This window comes from Pseudoalteromonas sp. J2K-J979, assembly GCF_058169715.2.
On the sequence record NZ_CM200282.1, the window covers coordinates 231,677 to 249,016 of the forward strand.

A 17,340-nucleotide genomic window follows, 5' to 3' on the forward strand; every position below is an offset into this window, starting at 1 on the left:
TAAATTTACGAGTGTTCTATTGATGACTATTAACATTGTCCTAAGCCAATCCTTCAAGTGTGAAGCAAAGACGGTTTTAAACGCTTTATCTGACCATTCAAGGTTGGATCGCTTTTTCAATGCGTCCTTTCGTGTCCTGCCATCTCCGGCACAATACACTCGTAGGCAAGTCACTATGTTAGGTTACCGATTCATCGAACACGTTGAATTAATTGAGCCTTTTTCACTCATTTATCATATCGCCGGTAAGGGGCCGGTCGATAAGCACAGCGCGTCGATCCACATCACCCCATCTAGGCAAGGGTGCCATTTAGTCTATTCAATCCATTGCCAAGCGAAATGGTGGCAACCGAGCAGGTTAGTAAAAGCCATTATCACCCAAGATTTAACCCGAGCACTGTGTAAACTAAAGGAGCTGTGTGATGCCTGTTGAGTTATTACTATTAGCATTGAGCCCATTGTTTTTTATATTTATTCTGTATGAATATTTACAATATCGATCGTATTATCAATTACAAGATTCGATAGCGAACATAGCATTAGCTTTAATGCATCAGATAAGTGATGCTTTAGCATTAATTGTGCTCTTACCATTTTTCTACTGGCTTCATCAATATGCTTTGTTTAGCATTGAACTTGACGTATTCACTGTTATTGGCGCGTTTATTCTGCAAGATTTTTTGTATTATTGGTTTCATCGTGCATCCCACCATATTCATTGGTTCTGGGCTGCTCATGTTGTTCACCACAGTTCAAAAAAAATGAATTTTACTACGGCATTTAGGCAAAGTTTTTTTTACCCTTTGGTCGGCATGTGGCTTTTTTGGTTACCTATGGTTTTATTGGGTTTCGACCCTAAATTTATCATCGCCATTGTTGCAATTAACTTAGGCTTTCAATTTTTTGTCCACACGCAAATCATCAATAAACTAGGCGTATTAGAAAACGTGTTTAACACTCCGTCTCATCACCGAGTTCATCATGCCATCAACAAAGAGTACATCGATAAAAATTTCGCTGGCGTTTTAATCATTTGGGACAAACTATTTGGTACTTTTGTTGAAGAACGCGATAAATCAGATAATGAATATGGGATTATTGGCGGGTGTGAAACAAACAACCCTTGGTCAATCAGTGTCATGCAATGGCGCATAATGATGCGCCAATTAAATACTGCGCCGGACTTAAAAAGTAAACTAAATGTGATACTTGGTTATCCTAGCCACCAACAAAAACAGATAAAAGTACCATACCAACTAGACAAATCGAGTCAAGCACAGCCAAAACAACTCGATTAAACTGTTATAACCAAGGACGAACATTCTGACAATAGTGGCGATAGTGGTCTCCAAATTGCTGCTGTAACAGCCGTTGTTCTGGGTTTATTTGAAACAACTGAATATAGACAACAAAAATAACGCAACCACTGAGCGCGACAAACTGACCTAACCAGCATACCTGTGCGAGTAACAACAGTAAAAATCCTAAATACATTGGATTACGAGTGTAGGCGTACACGCCTTGCGTGACAAGGTACAGACTCTTTGAAGGTTGCGTTGGATCAACGGTTGTCGAAGCATGGTTAAATTGCCAGACACCTATTACAGGCAGTGCGATTCCACAAAATAGCAGCCCAGGCCACAACCATTGGAGGAGTACCATTTCACTATGGGGAGGACTCACCCAAATAAGCAACTGATTTAAAAGCAAGCAAATCAACAATACCGCTAAAGGATAGATTTTTAACTCTAAACATCTCATAAATTCACATTTCTCCATTAAACTGCCTACACTTAAATACTAATAAGTATTCGAGTGAAGGGCGATTCATGCGTTTGTTGTTAATTATGTTTTTCAGTGTCGCAACAAGTGCACAACCATTAAAGATCAACATTGTTTCTGATGTAATTCAAGCAAAAGATGCCACAGAGCTTGATATGAGCTTTAAGATATTACTTCAACTAACTGAACCGCTGATTGAAAGCAAAAAAATGGAAGTTGAATTTATCCCTGCAAGTCGGTTAAGAGAGTGGCGAGAATTAACCAATCAACCCAATGTCTGCCTCTACAATAAAGTAAAAACGCCCGAACGCGAGCATTTTGGCATTTTTACTCGTAGCCCTATCACTGCGTTCCCACCCAATAGGTTAGCCGTCAGCAAACAAGTAACCTTGCCTAACCAGCTCTCGCTATTTCAAGCTTTAAAAAAATTTAACCTCTCGATAGGTGCAGTCGAAGGTCGCGCATACGGACAATATATTGATGAATTCTTACTAACAAATCATGACCAGATTGTTTGGATTTCGGGTAAAGATTCAGCGAAACGACTTCGACAGATGTTAGTACTCAAAAAAGTCGATGCTATCATTGAATATACCGCCACATTTTTAGCCGAAAACCAAGCGGAGATCACTGCTTTAAGCTTCCACAAACTAGAAGAAGCCTCACAAAGTATGTATGGTTATATTGCCTGCGCGCGTTCAGCGATAGGTCAAAAAGCCATTAACTTATTCAATGCACAACTTGCTCTACCGGCTAATCAAAAAATAATCATTGATGCGCATTCCACCTCCTTTTTTGGTCAAGAAGCAGTCTACATAGCTGAAGATATCAGCAATCAATTTAATTAACGTACAAACACTTAGCCGAGAAATGAACAACAGGGATAATAAGGAATTCATCACTCTTTTAAATCATTATTTCAGAGTCAAATGTTTAGCAAACTGATTTTTCAATATCGGAACCGTACAACTATACCGATTATCACTTATATCCAAATCATCCGAACCTACCAACAATAAAAAAGGTGCTTGCGCACCTTTATCAGATTAAAACTCAAATGTTCGACTAACCATTAGCTGGACACTTGTATCATCATACGCGTCTAAGTTTGTTTGATGCACACCTAACGTAAAATCAAACCCAGACCAAGCGTAATTTGCAGCGGCTTGATAATGCACATAATTATCTTTTCCTGGTTGCCACTCAAATTTATCATCATCCAAGCTTTTCGAGTAATCGATCCCCAATAGAAAGCTCAAATTATCCGAAACAGGGAAGTTGTAATTAAACATGGCAATAAAATGTCCGGCATCTGAGCCAACAAAGTCTGGACTATACCAAAAATTTAGTTCCGCATTAGACAGGGAAAACTTCGAGTAAATCTCTGTATAATTAATATCAGAGCTATCATCGCCGCCATGATAAGTATAATGAGCAAAACCTAAATCAACTGACATTTGACTATTAATTTCAAATGCATACCCACCATAAAAATCAACTTCAACATCGGTGTCATCGCCAAAATCAACATTGGAGCCCCACGCTCCAAAATACCAACCCGCATCATTCCACCAATCGAGAGAGGCTTGCAACGCAGGATCTTCATCTGTTTGTGTAATACCGTTGAAAAGATAATCGTTTGTGAGTGACACAGTGCTCGATACATCAGCCATTGTATATGTACTGACACTGAGTAGCGCAACTGTGGATAGTTTTACGATAGAATTCATTTCACATGTCCCCTGAATTTGTTTTCATGGCTCAGTATAGTAATAAATTTGGAAGTAGACAGAATTATCAGTAAATTAGGCAGGTTCATAGAATAATAACCAAACGAATTATTTTGTTCTTGTAAATTCAATTGTCTGGCCGAAAGCTGTCACCTATACTGATAACAACGTGTGTGTATACACTTATGACCATTTCTACATCACATAAGGTGGGGCTTTGAAAAAAAGTCAATATACAGTCTTAAAATCAGCATTGACTTTGCTTGCTAGCTTAGTACTTGTTTATATTCTATTTATGCTTTCATTAGCCCAAGGAATGGGGGTATTGCACAAGGATATGTTTCCCGGCTACATCGAAACCTTCGATGTTCAAACCACGCCAACACAAACCAGTAAACACCCTTTATTATCTGCATTATTTTGGCATTCAGATGTCATTTCTAGACACAACAAATTTTATTTAGTGATTGAATCAGATTCGTCTCACATCCAAGCTATCCAGCTAAAGACCCTGTTTAGCAAAGTCATGTTTTTTACCAATATTCCATTACTTTTAATCTTAGTCGCAGCATTTTTGATTCCTGTTTTCCTCTCTATCAGGCAAAGAAATCAGCAACATAAAACCCTCAAACATCTTAACCAGCAAGCTCAAGTTTTGTTAGATGCCTTTAAAATTGACTTTTCAAATCAACAAAATTCACCTTCGAGTTTGGTTAAACTCGATTTAGCAATCACGCAGTTATGTGAGCGCGTGACCCAATACCAACGAGAAACAGAAACAAACATCGTTCAAGATAAGTTAACAGGCTTAGCAGATCGTCATGCATATTTAAGCCACCTCGAAACACAACTAAATCAAGCGCAACAAAACCAAAAAAAACAAGCATTGTTATTTATTGATTTAGACGGATTTAAACAAGTGAATGATTCTTTTGGACACAGCTTTGGGGATGAAGTACTTATTCAAGTATCCAATCGCCTTAAAAACGTCATTCGTACGCATCAATTAAGTCACCTCAATCCAACAAATTTAATCGAACAAAACTTATCCCGTCTAGGCGGAGATGAATTCTCAATTTTTATTGAAGAGCTAACCGAAGCAGAGCGTGCGGTGGATGTTGCTCAAAGCGTTTTATTTGAGATTGAGCGAGACTTCGTTTTAGGCAATAAAATTATAAAGATAGGCGCTAGTATTGGTATTGCGGTTTTTCCAGACAGTGCCTCAACCCCTTATGCACTTCTACAAATGGCTGATGTAGCCATGTACCGTGCAAAAACAGATGGCCGAGGCATTTTCCGTGTTTACTCACCAGAAATGGGCAGTAAAATGCGCCGTTATCATTACTTACTCGAAGAAATGCGTTTAGCCTTAACCAGTCAAAATTTTAGTTTGTCTTTTCAACCCATAGTACACGTTGAAGATTGCAGTATTGATTATTTTGAAGCTCTGGTGCGTTGGACACATCCGGTCGAAGGAAATATCACCCCCGCTGAATTTATTCCAATCGCCGAAGAGTCAAACCTCATCCTGGAGCTGGGTGATTGGATCTTGCAAGAAGCATGTCGGCAAATGTCCGCTTGGTTTAACGCTGGCATGCGCAAAGTGCGAATTTCAGTCAATGTTTCAGGTGTGCAGCTCAAGCATAGACCATTACATGATTGGGTCATGGCTATGTTAGGAAAAGCTGGCTTACCGGCCCACGCCTTAATGCTAGAAATCACAGAATCCTGTTTTATTGAAGCTTCTGATGCAGTGATTGATCAATTAGAATTACTCCGAAATGAAGGTGTATTAATTGCAATTGATGACTTTGGTACCGGTTTTAGCTCGTTAAGTACATTGGCTGAACTACCTGTCGATATTATCAAAATAGATAAGCTTTTTATCGATCAAGCAAATGAAAACCCTAAATACAACAAGATACTCAATTCGATTAGTGAACTTGGCAAAGAGCTCAACTTAAAAGTGGTGGCCGAAGGGATTGAACACGCAGAACAATTTGAATTAGTCAAAAATTTAGGGATTCAATGTGTCCAAGGTTATTTAGTCAGCCGCCCAGAATCTTCTCGCAATGTGGGTAACAAAGTATTGAGCCAAAACCTCAATCACATTGCAGCAACGGGTACCGGCGTTTGGCTACCTCAAGAACAAGATAAATCGGATAAGGGAAGCTATCGCAGTTATCAGATTTAATTTTTATCACTCCAATTCTCCCCTTCTACGCATTGATAAAGTTACTCACAAATTATCCGTTTGATTTGCTAGCTATGCATAGTGTTGCAAGCTAAAATTATCCTATGTTCTCTAACCAGTTGATCCAAAAATGATATTAAAACTTTTAAAACGCACGATATTGATTGGCGCTTTCTTTAGTAGTGCGGCTTTTGCAGACTTACAAAGAGGCATAGATGCGGCAAATGTCGGTGACTTTGCCACTGCCTTGACTGAGTTTGAATATTTAGCCAGCAACAATTATGCACCTGGTATTTATGAACTAGCTAAATTATACGAAAATGGCCATGGCGTTACTCGTAATTATCAAAAAGCAGCATCATTACTTCAACAAGCCATTAATCTTAATTATGAAGATGCGATGTTTTCTCTAGCTGTTCTTTACCAAGAAGGAAACGGAGTCGCTCAAGATAACCAAAAAGCCGCTGATCTTTTTACTCAAGCAGCTAAAAAGGGTGTTGCTGCAGCGCAATTTAATTTAGGTGTGTTTTATACAAATGGCATAGGTGTGATTAAAGACTACGAAATGGCGATTGATTGGTACACCAAAGCAGCAGCGCAAAACTATACACTGGCGCAGTTTAATTTAGCTTTGATGCATTTTGAAGGTCTTGGAACCCAGAAAAGCGTCTTTAAATCATACATTTGGAATACCATTGCTGAGTACAATGGTAATAAGGCTGCAAGCGATAGCCGTAAATTAGATGAACGAAAGCTATCACCGAGTGAAGTTAAACTAGCAAAAGAACAAGCTGACGCTATTTACCAGCAGATTATCGATGGCAAGTACATTGATGATGGCAGACGTATTTAACCAATAAGGAGGCGTTCGCCTCCTTTTATATTTTGAGTATCGCCATTATGATATCAAAGCTTTGTTGTACAAAGTTTTCATCTAACTCTTTTTGTGAGTTCAATGTATATTCAGCGCTGATAAACAAGCAACCTTGGATTAACTGCACGAGATAACCTGTATCGAGCGATTTATAATGGTTTTGCTGTTTACCTTCTTCAATCATGTCATACAAAAAGCCGAATAATTGCTTAATTACCAGCTCATGGATTTGGGCTGATATCTCTGGTGAATCACAATATAACTTGAAAAATAACAGTTTTTCTGGGTTATTAACGAACCATTGCAACGCGGAGCGCCATAATCTAATTGGTTTATCAGTGTCTGTACTGGTTTTCACCGCTTGCATTAACGCCGCTGAAAACTGCTGTTTTAAATCTAAATACAGCGCATCTATCAGCCCTTGTTTGGAATGAAAATGATGAAAAATACTGCCATTGGCAACACCTGCATGCTGAGCAATTTTAGCCGTCGCTGTTGCACTAAAGCCATTTTTTACAAATAACGTTAATGCTGCGTTTAAAATGGCCTGCTTTTTATCGAACTTCATTCGCGGACAAACACGCGTTTGATCACACTCATCAACACTGAGCGATAACGGATCAGTAAAGTAGATCGTGGGTTAAAACGATAGCTTTTAAACACTGTTCGTGATTTAGAAAATGTGTTGAATCCCTCAAAACCATGATACTGCCCCATCCCGGATGCTCCCACCCCACCAAAAGGTGCATCTTCTAAAGCCACTTGCAAAACGGTATCGTTAATTGCTACTCCACCACTTCGTGTTTGTGAGATAATTCTTTGTTGGGTTTGTCGATCAAAAGACATGACGTAAAGCGCCAATGGATGTGGCCTAGCATTGATGTATGCGATCGCTTCGTCCAAATCTTGGTACGTGATAATAGGTAAAATAGGGCCAAATATCTCGCTAATTAATAAGTCATTGTGTGAAGGGAGTTGGGTGACTAAATGCGGCACCATTCGACGTTGAGGCTCGTCAATACTTGGCTCGCAAGCGGAATAAATCATGGCGCTATCTTCGCGGGCCTTAGCTAATAATGTACATAAACGTTCAAATTGTGAGCGGTTAATCACAGAGCTATAATCCTTGTCGTACAATCCTTTTGGATACATGCTCGAAAAAGTCTGCTGGAACGCTTCTATAAATGCACTTTCTTGTCCTTTTTGCAGTAAAACATAATCTGGTGCAACACAAATTTGACCACTGTTTAGACACTTTCCAAAGATTATCCGTTCAACGGCTAGTTTCATGGACATCTCTGGCGCAATCACAACGGGGGATTTCCCACCCAACTCGAGAGTGACTGGCGTAAGGTTTTTAGCCGCCGCTGCCATTACATGACGCCCGACCGAAGTTGAACCTGTAAAGAACAAATGATCAAAAGGAAGCTGAGTAAAACGCTCACTGATAGCCTGCTCGCCTTGAACAATAAAGACATTTCCATCTAATGCGGCACATACTTTGACAATAATTTGATTAGTCGCAGGAGTAAACTCACTTAATTTAATCGCCACACGGTTTCCCGCTGCAATAGCTGAAATCAAGGGGGCAAAAGTCAGGTTTATTGGAAAATTCCAAGGCACCATTATACCTACAACCCCCAAAGAGCAAGCATAAACACGAACCGTTGATGGCAACATTAACAGCCCTGAATGACGCCGTTGTGGTTTGACCCATTTAGGTAATTTCTTCAATGTGTAATTTAGATGATTGACCGTCGGTAATATATCGGCCATTAAAGAGTCAAAATCACTGCGCTGGCCATAATCTTCATTTAATGCGCTGATCAAACTGGCTTGTTCAGCCAAAAGCGCCTGCTTAAGCTGCGTAAGTAGCTCAAGCCGCTCTAAAACCGATAGCTCGCCGTGCTCTTTTACACGCAATTGCATCTCATTAAATTGTTGCTCAAGTTGATCGATTTGGGTATTCACTTATTGTCTCAATATAAACTGACTGATTAGTCAGTTTATAACTTAATAACACAACATCCTCAAGTTATTTATCTTGTCAAACAACACACTTAAAAAGCACAGTCTTTAAACTAGGTGGTCCTGATTTAACCCTCACCCAGGACCACTCAACAGATTTACATGCCGCACCTTTTTAGTTGATGAATTTTATGCTTTGAAAAAAAGCCATAACAACAAGGCAAAACAAATAATGTCAGTAATGTCGATGTAACCAACCCTCCAATAATCACACTCGCTAGTGGCTTTTGGATCTCAGCCCCAACCCCTCCGGATAGAAGCATCGGAATTAAACCTAAAGCTGACGTCAGCGCAGTCATTAGTACCGGGTTTAATCGTGAACTTGACCCTGCAATGATCGCCTCAGAAGTTGACGCTTGGAGAACTAATTGTTGATTGATACTCTGGACAAGTACAACACCATTTAAGACTGCAACACCAAACAAGGTAATAAAACCCACCGAGCTTGGTACTGATAAATACTGTCCTGAAAGGTAGAGCGATAAAACGCCTCCTATAAGCGCAAGCGGCACATTGAGCAAAATCAACAATGCTTGACCTACAGAATGAAACGCAAAATACAACAAGACGGCAATTAGACACAATGATAAGGGGATAATCCACATGAGCCGTTGCTGCGCTCGTAGCTGGTTTTCATATTGCCCGCCGATCTCAATATAATATCCAGCTGGCAACACGAGTTTATCTGTGATGGCTGTCCGTATTTCTTTAACGACATTGCCCATATCCCGACCCTGTACATTGGCTTGAACGACTATTCGACGTTGAACATTCTCCCGTCGAATTTGGATTGGCCCTGTTTCATAACTCACCTTCGCAACATCAGACACCCTCAGCCACGCCCCTGAAGGGGATTGAATCGTTAACTGACTTATGTTTTCAGGACTATTACGATACGGTTTAGCCAATCGAACAACAATATCTGAACGCTCATTGCCATCGATAATTTGCCCAACCTGCTGTCCACCGATGCCATTTTGGATCAGTGACATCACATCAGCCACCGAGAGTCCAAATTGATACAAAGCATCTCGGTTAGGCGTTATCACCAGTTGCGCTTCGCCAGATGTTTGCTCAAGACTAACCTCTGTCGTCCCAGCAACACGAGCAACAAGACGTTGTAGTTGATCGCCTTGCTCGGAAAGAATAGCTAAATCAGGCCCAAACAATTTAATCGCAAGTTGTGCTTTAACACCTGAGAGTAATTCATCAACTCGGGTCGCTATCGGTTGGGAAAAGGTCAACCTTAAACCAGGAAACACGGCTAATTTTTCCTTCATTAATGCTTCTAATTGCTTACGATTTTCTGCATTAACCCAACTTGAGTGTGGCTTGAGCCCCATATAAATTTCAATATTATTAACGGGCTCTGGATCCCCTCCTATCTCAGCACGCCCAATCCGACTGACAGCATAATCGACTTCTTCAAAACTCAGCAATAGGGCTTCGAGTTGTGTAGAAACCTCCAACGCGGTCTCTAAGTTGGCAGTAGGTGCTAACGTCACTCTTAAATTTAGGGTCCCTTCTTCTAATTCTGGTACGAACTCTGTTCCAATGGACAGCAGTATCCACAAGCTGCCTACCACTCCTGTTACAACCGATGCGATTAACACTTTAGGGTGAGCTATCGAGATAGATAACCACTGTTGATAACGTTGATTTAAAGGAACAAACCGACTTTTCTTTCGGAACTTATTACTTTTGAACATCATACTCGCTAAAACAGGCACAACAATTAATGCAACTAAGACTGAACAAAATACTGCAAACACTATGCTTTGAGCCATTGGCTTAAATAATTTCGCCTCAACTCCTTCGAAGCTAAACAATGGAATAAACACCACCAAAATAATTGCTGAAGCAAACAAAATAGGCCGCGCGACCTCTTGCGCAGCTTGAGCAATTAACTGTTTTTTTTGCAGTGAATTAAGTGGTGTCTGACTAGGTGTTTGCCGAAGACGCTTCAACACGTGCTCAACCATCACCACTGAGCCATCGACTAATAAACCGATTGCAACAGCCAGCCCGCCTAACGACATTAAATTGGCGGACAAACCAAACCAAGCCATCAGCATTAATGCCATTGCCATCGACAGCGGAATCGAAACCAATACCAGTAGCGTCGCACTTAAATCCATCAGAAACAATGCAAGAATAAGCGTAATAAACCCACCTGCAATCATTAAGGCTTCAACGACTGTCGTTACAGCTTGTTCAATCAACTGTGACTGATTATAAAAAGGTTTTAACCGAACTCCTTCTGGCAATGCTTGATTGATCATTGCCACACGCTGTTCAATCTCATCAATCGTCGTGTTGGTGTTAGCTCCCATCCGCTTAAGAACGATTCCGGTTACGACCTCACCAAGTGGCTCAATGCCTCCCTGAGCACTGCGCTGCGTCATCGTCACAGCTCCTTGGCGGATCTCCCCACCTATTGTGACCTCTGCCACATCAGATACACGTACAGCCGTACCATTAATTGTTTTAATAGCCACGTCTGCTATTTGCCCAACCCCTTGAGGGCCTGATTCAAACCAACCAGACCCTCTAACAATTAATTGCTCTGAACCTTGATTTAAATACCAGCCTCCTGCATTACGATTATTATCTTCAATGGCTTGCACAACTTGATGCTGCGTCAATTGATACGCGAGCAGTTTATTTGGATCGAGTGAGACCTGATATTGTTTCACTTGTCCACCAAACGACAAGACTTCTGTGATCCCATCAATTGGCATCAATAATAACTTAACCACATAATCATTGATGCTCCGCAAATCAACAGCGTTCAGCGTGTCAGAGCCTTCGTTAATTAGTAAGTACTGGAAAACTTGGCCCAGCCCTGATGTATTCGGTCCAATGCTTGGGATCCCAGCTTCTAGAGGTATATCATTCTTGGCTATTTGCAATTTTTCAAAGACCCACTGCCTAGCTTGATGGATATCAACACTGTCGTTGAACACGACGGTTACTACTGACAACCCCGTCTTTGAGATTGATCTCACCTCGTCAATCTCAGCTAAAGAGTACATGACCGACTCAATTGGATAAGTAATTAATTGTTCAACTTCTTGTGCACCATACCCGGGTGCCTGAGTATTGATCGTTACTTGAATGTTAGTGACATCTGGAAATGCATCGAGGGTCAACTCTCGCAGCGATAAAACCGCGCACACCATTAAAACCACGACAGCAAACAACACAAAAAGACGATTAACTAACGACCATTGAATTATTTTAGCGAACATATAACTTCCTTAATTAATGGTTGTGAGTATCGAAATTTGCCTTGGCAAATTCAGAAGCAATAAAAAATGCTCCTGACTCGACATATCGAGTCCCTGGAATGACGCCGCTTATTTCAACTTTATCGCCAAACGCAGCAATATATTCGACTTCATGACGAACAAACTCTCCGTGCTTATTTTCTACGATCAATTGCCAATCACCATCACTCGCACGAGTTAATGCGCTACGTGGGATCAGGAGTTTTTTTTGTTTTTCATCAACTCTAAAAACCACCTTCACAAATAAACCACCGTGTAATTGATGCGACTGATTGTTAACCTGTAACCTAACAACTTTCGTTCGTGTAATAGGATCAATAGTGTGAGACTCTTGGATCACTGTTGCCGAGAATTGTTCAGACTGATAATACACATCCGCATACATTCCTTTGCTAATTCCAAAAGGTAAATTGGGTGAAAACCTTGCTTCGACCCAAAGCTCTTTCTCATCTGACAGCACCATAATTTTATCGCCTGCCGCCACCCGCTGCCCCTGAGAGAAGTCATCATTTTCAACCACTCCTGAGCGTTGAGCTGTGAGAGTAAATAAGCCCAAATCTGTCATATTGCCATTATTTAACTGTGTAATCATCGAATCACTTAAGCCTAAGGCTTTTAGTTTACCCAATGACGCATTAAATTCTGTTTGCGCGCTAAATTGCTCACTCTCGCTCACAGTGCCAGGTGGCAATTTACGAATACGATGCCACATTGCGTAATTAACTAAATACTCAGCTTGTGATTGTGCGATGGATTCGCTAAACAACGTGACCAAAGCTTGATCTTTTAAGACATGATCTCCTAGCGCCACATGCCGTTTCATAATCACTGAATCTGTGCGTGAAGAAACGATATAACTTTGGTAACCATTAGCTTTTACTTCACCCACCGCGGTGAATGAGTGAATTAAAGGTTCAAGCGTTAATGGGCGAACAGAGATGTTTGCAAACTTTTTTTGTAACGCTGTGAGTGTCAGTGAAGCCGGCTCTTCATCAAAATGAGCATGAGCCGCCTCATCTGACCTATCGGCATAAGTATTTTGTATCGTGAGCACCATAATAAATAACGCAATTGAAAAAGGGTGCGTATAAAGCAGGCGTAATGTGTCCTGGTATTGTTGCCATGCATTTGGCAACAAACCAATAATAGAAATAAGTTTTCTCATTGTCGTTCTCAATAAATCAAATAGTTAAAAGTATTAAACTCTAAAAATAATGATCAATTACGCGATTGGAGGGCGCAGAACGTGTTGGCTAATATGCTGTTTATTCGAATGAAAATAGAAATATTTGTGTTCAAATTGGGGCAAGTGAGACAAAATGTGTGTTGAGTGGCTATTCCACTGACTATGGGAGCCATGACAGTGACCGCAATGGTGACAATCTTGGCTATCATGGGTGAGATTCTCTGGGTTATCAAGGTCATCGGCCAAGACATCATCCTGAAAGTGACGATGCTCTAGCTCAAGATGAGAAGCAGGATCTTGATGAACTTGATTTGCTACCACAACAGTACTCAATGATTGTAAGATAATCATAAAAATGAGTGCTAAGTAGGGTAGTTTTGGCGGCATTAGGCTGTTTATTATCAGAAAACTGTCGCAACCTTAACCAGCATTATCGATGCTGTCAACTCTCGTCATTTTCAAAAAGTGTTTTTGGCTTATTTGCTTTCGAAAAAGTAGTCATTCACCTTTGTTTAAAGCCATTCTAATTAATTGCAAGCCACCTAAATGCTTCTACACTTATAAGAGTTGCATTGCTTTTTTATCGACTATGTCAGAGGTTGAACATGGCTAAATTAAAATATGGATTATTATTAACAGGCTTACTAATCACAAGTGGTGTATTTAGCGAAGATATTGAACTGTATATCGGAGATAAAAAAGTCCAATTTGATACAAAACCTCAAGTACTGATTATTTTTGATAATTCCGGCAGTATGAATACAAAAATAGAAACGGTAGCCGGCTACGATGCCAATGAAGTCTATCCTGTGGTCTCCTCTTTTGATAACTCTCTAAATGAAGACTTTGTGTATTTCACTATCGGCAGTGGGGTGGATAATGAACTTCCGCGTACGGATAAAAATAGCGACACTAAACGTTTTCACTCAAATGTAAACGGCTGTGATACCGCACAAACATCATTAAACAAATATGGTTTTTATACCGGCTTTATTCGTGAGCATCAATTTAAAGGCAATACAGGCTCTTGGGTTGAATTAAAAGAAAACTCCGGCGCAAGCACTATCTCCGCTCTAGATTGCCTAGACGATGTACTGGCTAAAAACGGTCAAAACACAGGGATGTCTCTGAAAATTGGGGGGACAACCTACACCTCTGCCGACTCTATTTTGCAAGGCCTACCCGTTAATGGTGCATCAAAAAACGCGAACAACTTTTACACAGGTGATACCTCCCCTACAGATGCCGAAGTTACGAGCGCGACAAATGTTTTCAGCGGAGGGCAGATTGTCACGCTTTATCACCCCAACTATTTGCGTTGGTATCATGCCATAGATAAGCAAATTGTCGAATTGTCGCGACTTAGCGTTGCCCAAGAAGCCATTACTACTGTATTAAATGCAACACCAATTGTTGATTTTGGTTTAATGATTTTTAACCTCGATTACAAAGGCGAAGGCGTTCGTGATGGCGGGCGTATTATTGTGCCTTTTGGCAATAAAAATGATGACGTCATCACTAAAGTTCAGGCCATAGAAGCAGAAACAAATACCCCATTATGTGAAACGCTCACTGAAGCATTTCGCTTTTTTGCTGGTCGCAGCGTCGTGTATGCCACAGAGGATACTAATTGTTCAAAAAATAGTTGCGGCTTTAGTTATACCGGGAATACGCCAGCTTATGACACCAGTATTATGTCTGGTTCTGAGTATATCTCTCCATTTAAAGAAGGGTGTGGCAGCAATGCTTATGTTATTTTGGTGACCGATGGTGTACCAACGGTTGATAATGATGCAGATGGTTATGTATCAACCCTCATTGCGACTAAAACCGACCCAAGTAATGCGACAACGGCTCAGTCCCCTTTTGGTTTTAAAGTTGGTAACAGTAATAGAACAAGCTATTTGCCCAACCTAGCCCATTGGATGAATAACAACGATGTCAATACACAGGTTTCAGGCGATCAAAACGTAAGCTTATATACCATAGGGTTTGGTGATGGAGCTGAAGATGCCGAAGAACTCTTACTTGAAGCGGCTACTAAAGGTGGCGGTAAATACTTCCCAGCTAGGTCATCCATCGAATTATCACAAGCTTTTAGTCGTGCTTTGAGTAAAATTCTTGAAGTCAATACAACCTTCACCTCCCCTTCTGTAGCCAGTAACAACTTTGATAGAACCCGCAGTTTAGACTCTGTTTATTACGCGATGTTTTTACCACAAGAAGGCGCTCGTTGGTTAGGGAACCTCAAAAAACTAAAAATTAGTGGCACATCAGTAAAAGATCAAGATGACAAAAGCGCTATTAATAATGAAGGTAATATCAAAGAAAATGCGCGAACGTTTTGGCTGCCAAGTGATGAAGCAGCAGACGGAAACCTTGTCACAGCAGGTGGCACTAACTTGATGCTGACCCAAACACAAAATCGGACCATTTATACCAACATAGGTTCAGGATCTCCCCTACCCACTTTTAGCAAATCGAACGCGTCCACTTACGCTGGTGGAGATGCAGCTCTCGCCTCCATTATGAATACGAGCGAAGCTGAACTCTCAAATTTATTTAAGTGGACAGAAGGCTATGATGTCGACGATGACAATGGTAATCAGAATACACAAGAAAAGCGTCAAGATATTATGGCAGATCCACTTCATTCAAAACCTTTAGCGATTAATTATGGTGATGGGAACGTGCGAATCTTAGTTGGGACAAATGGCGGCTTTGTTCACATGTTCAAAGACAACGGTGACACAGTATCTGAAGAATGGTCATTTATCCCTTATGAATTATATGGAAATTTAGCGACATTACGTGACAACACCGGTGGTAAAAAAATCTATGGGATGGATGGATCTCCAGCGGTATACTTTGATGACAAAAATGATAATGGTGTGGTCGATCCGGGTGACCGTGTCTGGGCATATATAGGAATGCGAAGAGGTGGCTCAAGTTATTATGCACTAGATATTTCTAAACCGGACTCTCCCTCTATGCTATGGGGCTCACCACTTACCCCTTCTGATCCTGGTTTTAACGAGCTTGGCCAGTCTTGGTCACGTCCAAAAGTGACATTCATCGATATTGATGGCGCTGGAAACCTGCCTGTACTAGTCATTGGTGCAGGCTACGACTTGAATAAAGATAACGATGCCATCACACCTGATTCGTCAGGGAGAGGGCTATTTATAGTTAACGCACAAACTAAAGCATTGCTATGGAGTCTAACGCCCGCAAGTTCAAATGGCACGAATAAGCAGTTTGATGGCCTGCATAGTGTCCCTAGTGATATCGCGACTTTAGATTCAGATTATGACGGATATACCGATAGACTTTATTTTACGGATTCTGGTGGCGACGTCTGGCGCGTCGATATGCCAAGTTCTAATCCATTTGATGGAGATGCCCCTTGGACAACAATTCAACTTGCCAGCTTAAGTAGTAGCAGTAGCCCAAATGACCGACGTTTTTTCTCTCAGCCAGAAGTAGCACGAACCTACTTCAGTAAAATTACTAAGACTAGCGTGACAGAAAATGGCGAGACGACCACGACATACGCGAGAAAAACACAACCCTATGAAGCTATTTTGGTAGGCAGTGGAAATCGTGCTCACCCGACGTACCGAAATACATCAGACGGTTTGTTTATGCTTCGTGATGAAAACACAGTGACAAAATCGTTTGTTAAAACTGAAGATATTCCTGATGTTATTACCATCGATAAATTGATGGATATTACAAATGACCCATTTTCGAATAGCGTATCAAATCCAGAGGGATTTAAAGAGCTTGAGATTGATCTAGCAGCATTTAATGGGTGGAAATACCGACTAGCTAGTGGTGAAAAATCGTTATCAAAAGCAACCGTTGTTGGCGGTATTGCATATTACACCAGTTTTTTACCCTCTGAAAATAATGATTTAGAACAATGTGTACTCGATGGCGGCGGCGGCTCTTTATATGCATTTCATCTGCATTATGGAACGAAAATCTACGATAATTTAACCATAGATGTTGGCAATCGAGTACCTGATACACCACAACTATTTTTTGGTGATCATGATGGGAATAGTCAATTTTTGTTAATTGGTGTGGGCGCCGGAGAAGATGCCAGTGGAACTGTACAAGCAAAATCGATTGTCAATAATCTAGTCCCTACAGACCTAGATGGTGATGGGAAAATTGACCTCGTGCAACAAGGTGCAGGCTTTTTTGGCTTAAAAACACACCGAACCTACCTGTACAGAGAGCAAAAATAA

General features: G+C 40.8%; 13 protein-coding genes. 6 read left to right on the forward strand and 7 right to left on the reverse strand.

The window, feature by feature from the left end; genetic code table 11:
- The first annotated feature begins 22 nt into the window (after window positions 1–22).
- Window positions 23–433 carry an SRPBCC family protein gene (locus tag AC3KVK_RS17540; RefSeq protein WP_518526954.1) on the forward strand — a complete coding sequence of 137 codons (411 nt, stop codon included), beginning with the start codon at window positions 23–25 and terminating at the stop codon, window positions 431–433.
- Entirely contained in the window at window positions 423–1,298 is an 876-nt protein-coding gene (locus tag AC3KVK_RS17545; protein ID WP_490310359.1) for a sterol desaturase family protein, read from the forward strand. Before AC3KVK_RS17540 ends, AC3KVK_RS17545 begins: the two co-directional genes overlap by 11 nt.
- Before the next feature lie 4 nt (window positions 1,299–1,302).
- Here AC3KVK_RS17545 and AC3KVK_RS17550 read toward each other — a convergent pair whose 3' ends face one another.
- Window positions 1,303–1,761 (reverse strand): methyltransferase family protein, encoded by a 459-nt coding sequence (locus tag AC3KVK_RS17550; protein WP_490310358.1) that lies wholly within the window; start codon window positions 1,759–1,761, stop codon window positions 1,303–1,305.
- Window positions 1,762–1,829: 68 nt separating this feature from the next.
- On the opposite strand from AC3KVK_RS17550, the gene AC3KVK_RS17555 reads away from it, so the two are divergent.
- Entirely contained in the window at window positions 1,830–2,630 is an 801-nt protein-coding gene (locus tag AC3KVK_RS17555; protein WP_490310357.1) for an ABC transporter substrate-binding protein, read from the forward strand.
- Window positions 2,631–2,828: 198 nt separating this feature from the next.
- Here the strand turns inward: AC3KVK_RS17555 and AC3KVK_RS17560 are convergent, their stop codons facing one another.
- On the reverse strand, window positions 2,829–3,512 hold the full coding sequence (locus AC3KVK_RS17560) for a TorF family putative porin (RefSeq protein WP_490310356.1): 684 nt from the start codon (window positions 3,510–3,512) through the stop codon (window positions 2,829–2,831).
- Window positions 3,513–3,828: 316 nt separating this feature from the next.
- Between AC3KVK_RS17560 and AC3KVK_RS17565 the strand changes: the two genes are divergently transcribed.
- Entirely contained in the window at window positions 3,829–5,706 is a 1,878-nt protein-coding gene (locus AC3KVK_RS17565; protein ID WP_490310673.1) for a putative bifunctional diguanylate cyclase/phosphodiesterase, read from the forward strand.
- A gap of 130 nt (window positions 5,707–5,836) precedes the next feature.
- The gene (locus AC3KVK_RS17570) at window positions 5,837–6,559 is read left to right on the forward strand and encodes a tetratricopeptide repeat protein (protein WP_490310355.1); all 723 of its coding nucleotides are present in this window, start codon (window positions 5,837–5,839) and stop codon (window positions 6,557–6,559) included.
- Window positions 6,560–6,584: 25 nt separating this feature from the next.
- Here AC3KVK_RS17570 and AC3KVK_RS17575 read toward each other — a convergent pair whose 3' ends face one another.
- The 5 genes from AC3KVK_RS17575 to AC3KVK_RS17595 all read right to left on the reverse strand — a co-directional run bounded on the left by AC3KVK_RS17575 (window position 6,585) and on the right by AC3KVK_RS17595 (window position 13,435).
- Window positions 6,585–7,148, reverse strand: coding sequence for a TetR/AcrR family transcriptional regulator (locus AC3KVK_RS17575; RefSeq protein WP_490310354.1), 564 nt, complete (start codon window positions 7,146–7,148; stop codon window positions 6,585–6,587).
- The gene (locus AC3KVK_RS17580) at window positions 7,145–8,551 is read right to left on the reverse strand and encodes a coniferyl aldehyde dehydrogenase (protein WP_490310353.1); all 1,407 of its coding nucleotides are present in this window, start codon (window positions 8,549–8,551) and stop codon (window positions 7,145–7,147) included. The genes AC3KVK_RS17575 and AC3KVK_RS17580 overlap by 4 nt, the downstream gene beginning before the upstream one ends.
- 155 nt (window positions 8,552–8,706) lie before the next feature.
- A complete protein-coding gene (locus tag AC3KVK_RS17585) occupies window positions 8,707–11,859 on the reverse strand; it encodes an efflux RND transporter permease subunit (protein WP_490310352.1) in 3,153 nt (1,050 codons plus the stop codon).
- Between the two features lie 13 nt (window positions 11,860–11,872).
- Window positions 11,873–13,063, reverse strand: a complete 1,191-nt coding sequence (locus AC3KVK_RS17590) for an efflux RND transporter periplasmic adaptor subunit (RefSeq protein ID WP_490310351.1) — start codon at window positions 13,061–13,063, stop codon at window positions 11,873–11,875.
- A gap of 57 nt (window positions 13,064–13,120) precedes the next feature.
- On the reverse strand, window positions 13,121–13,435 hold the full coding sequence (locus AC3KVK_RS17595; RefSeq protein WP_490310350.1) for a hypothetical protein: 315 nt from the start codon (window positions 13,433–13,435) through the stop codon (window positions 13,121–13,123).
- Window positions 13,436–13,689: 254 nt separating this feature from the next.
- Between AC3KVK_RS17595 and AC3KVK_RS17600 the strand changes: the two genes are divergently transcribed.
- Window positions 13,690–17,340 (forward strand): pilus assembly protein, encoded by a 3,651-nt coding sequence (locus tag AC3KVK_RS17600; protein WP_490310349.1) that lies wholly within the window; start codon window positions 13,690–13,692, stop codon window positions 17,338–17,340.

Coding starts and splice junctions, on each gene's coding strand:
- AC3KVK_RS17585 (WP_490310352.1), bottom strand. CDS start 11,859: ATGTTCGCTAAAATAATTCAATGGTCGTTAGTTAATCGTCTTTTTGTG.
- AC3KVK_RS17570 (WP_490310355.1), top strand. CDS start 5,837: ATGATATTAAAACTTTTAAAACGCACGATATTGATTGGCGCTTTCTTT.
- AC3KVK_RS17600 (WP_490310349.1), top strand. CDS start 13,690: ATGGCTAAATTAAAATATGGATTATTATTAACAGGCTTACTAATCACA.
- AC3KVK_RS17560 (WP_490310356.1), bottom strand. CDS start 3,512: ATGAATTCTATCGTAAAACTATCCACAGTTGCGCTACTCAGTGTCAGT.
- AC3KVK_RS17540 (WP_518526954.1), top strand. CDS start 23: ATGACTATTAACATTGTCCTAAGCCAATCCTTCAAGTGTGAAGCAAAG.
- AC3KVK_RS17590 (WP_490310351.1), bottom strand. CDS start 13,063: ATGAGAAAACTTATTTCTATTATTGGTTTGTTGCCAAATGCATGGCAA.
- AC3KVK_RS17545 (WP_490310359.1), top strand. CDS start 423: ATGCCTGTTGAGTTATTACTATTAGCATTGAGCCCATTGTTTTTTATA.
- AC3KVK_RS17565 (WP_490310673.1), top strand. CDS start 3,829: ATGGGGGTATTGCACAAGGATATGTTTCCCGGCTACATCGAAACCTTC.
- AC3KVK_RS17550 (WP_490310358.1), bottom strand. CDS start 1,761: ATGAGATGTTTAGAGTTAAAAATCTATCCTTTAGCGGTATTGTTGATT.
- AC3KVK_RS17555 (WP_490310357.1), top strand. CDS start 1,830: ATGCGTTTGTTGTTAATTATGTTTTTCAGTGTCGCAACAAGTGCACAA.
- AC3KVK_RS17575 (WP_490310354.1), bottom strand. CDS start 7,148: ATGAAGTTCGATAAAAAGCAGGCCATTTTAAACGCAGCATTAACGTTA.
- AC3KVK_RS17595 (WP_490310350.1), bottom strand. CDS start 13,435: ATGATTATCTTACAATCATTGAGTACTGTTGTGGTAGCAAATCAAGTT.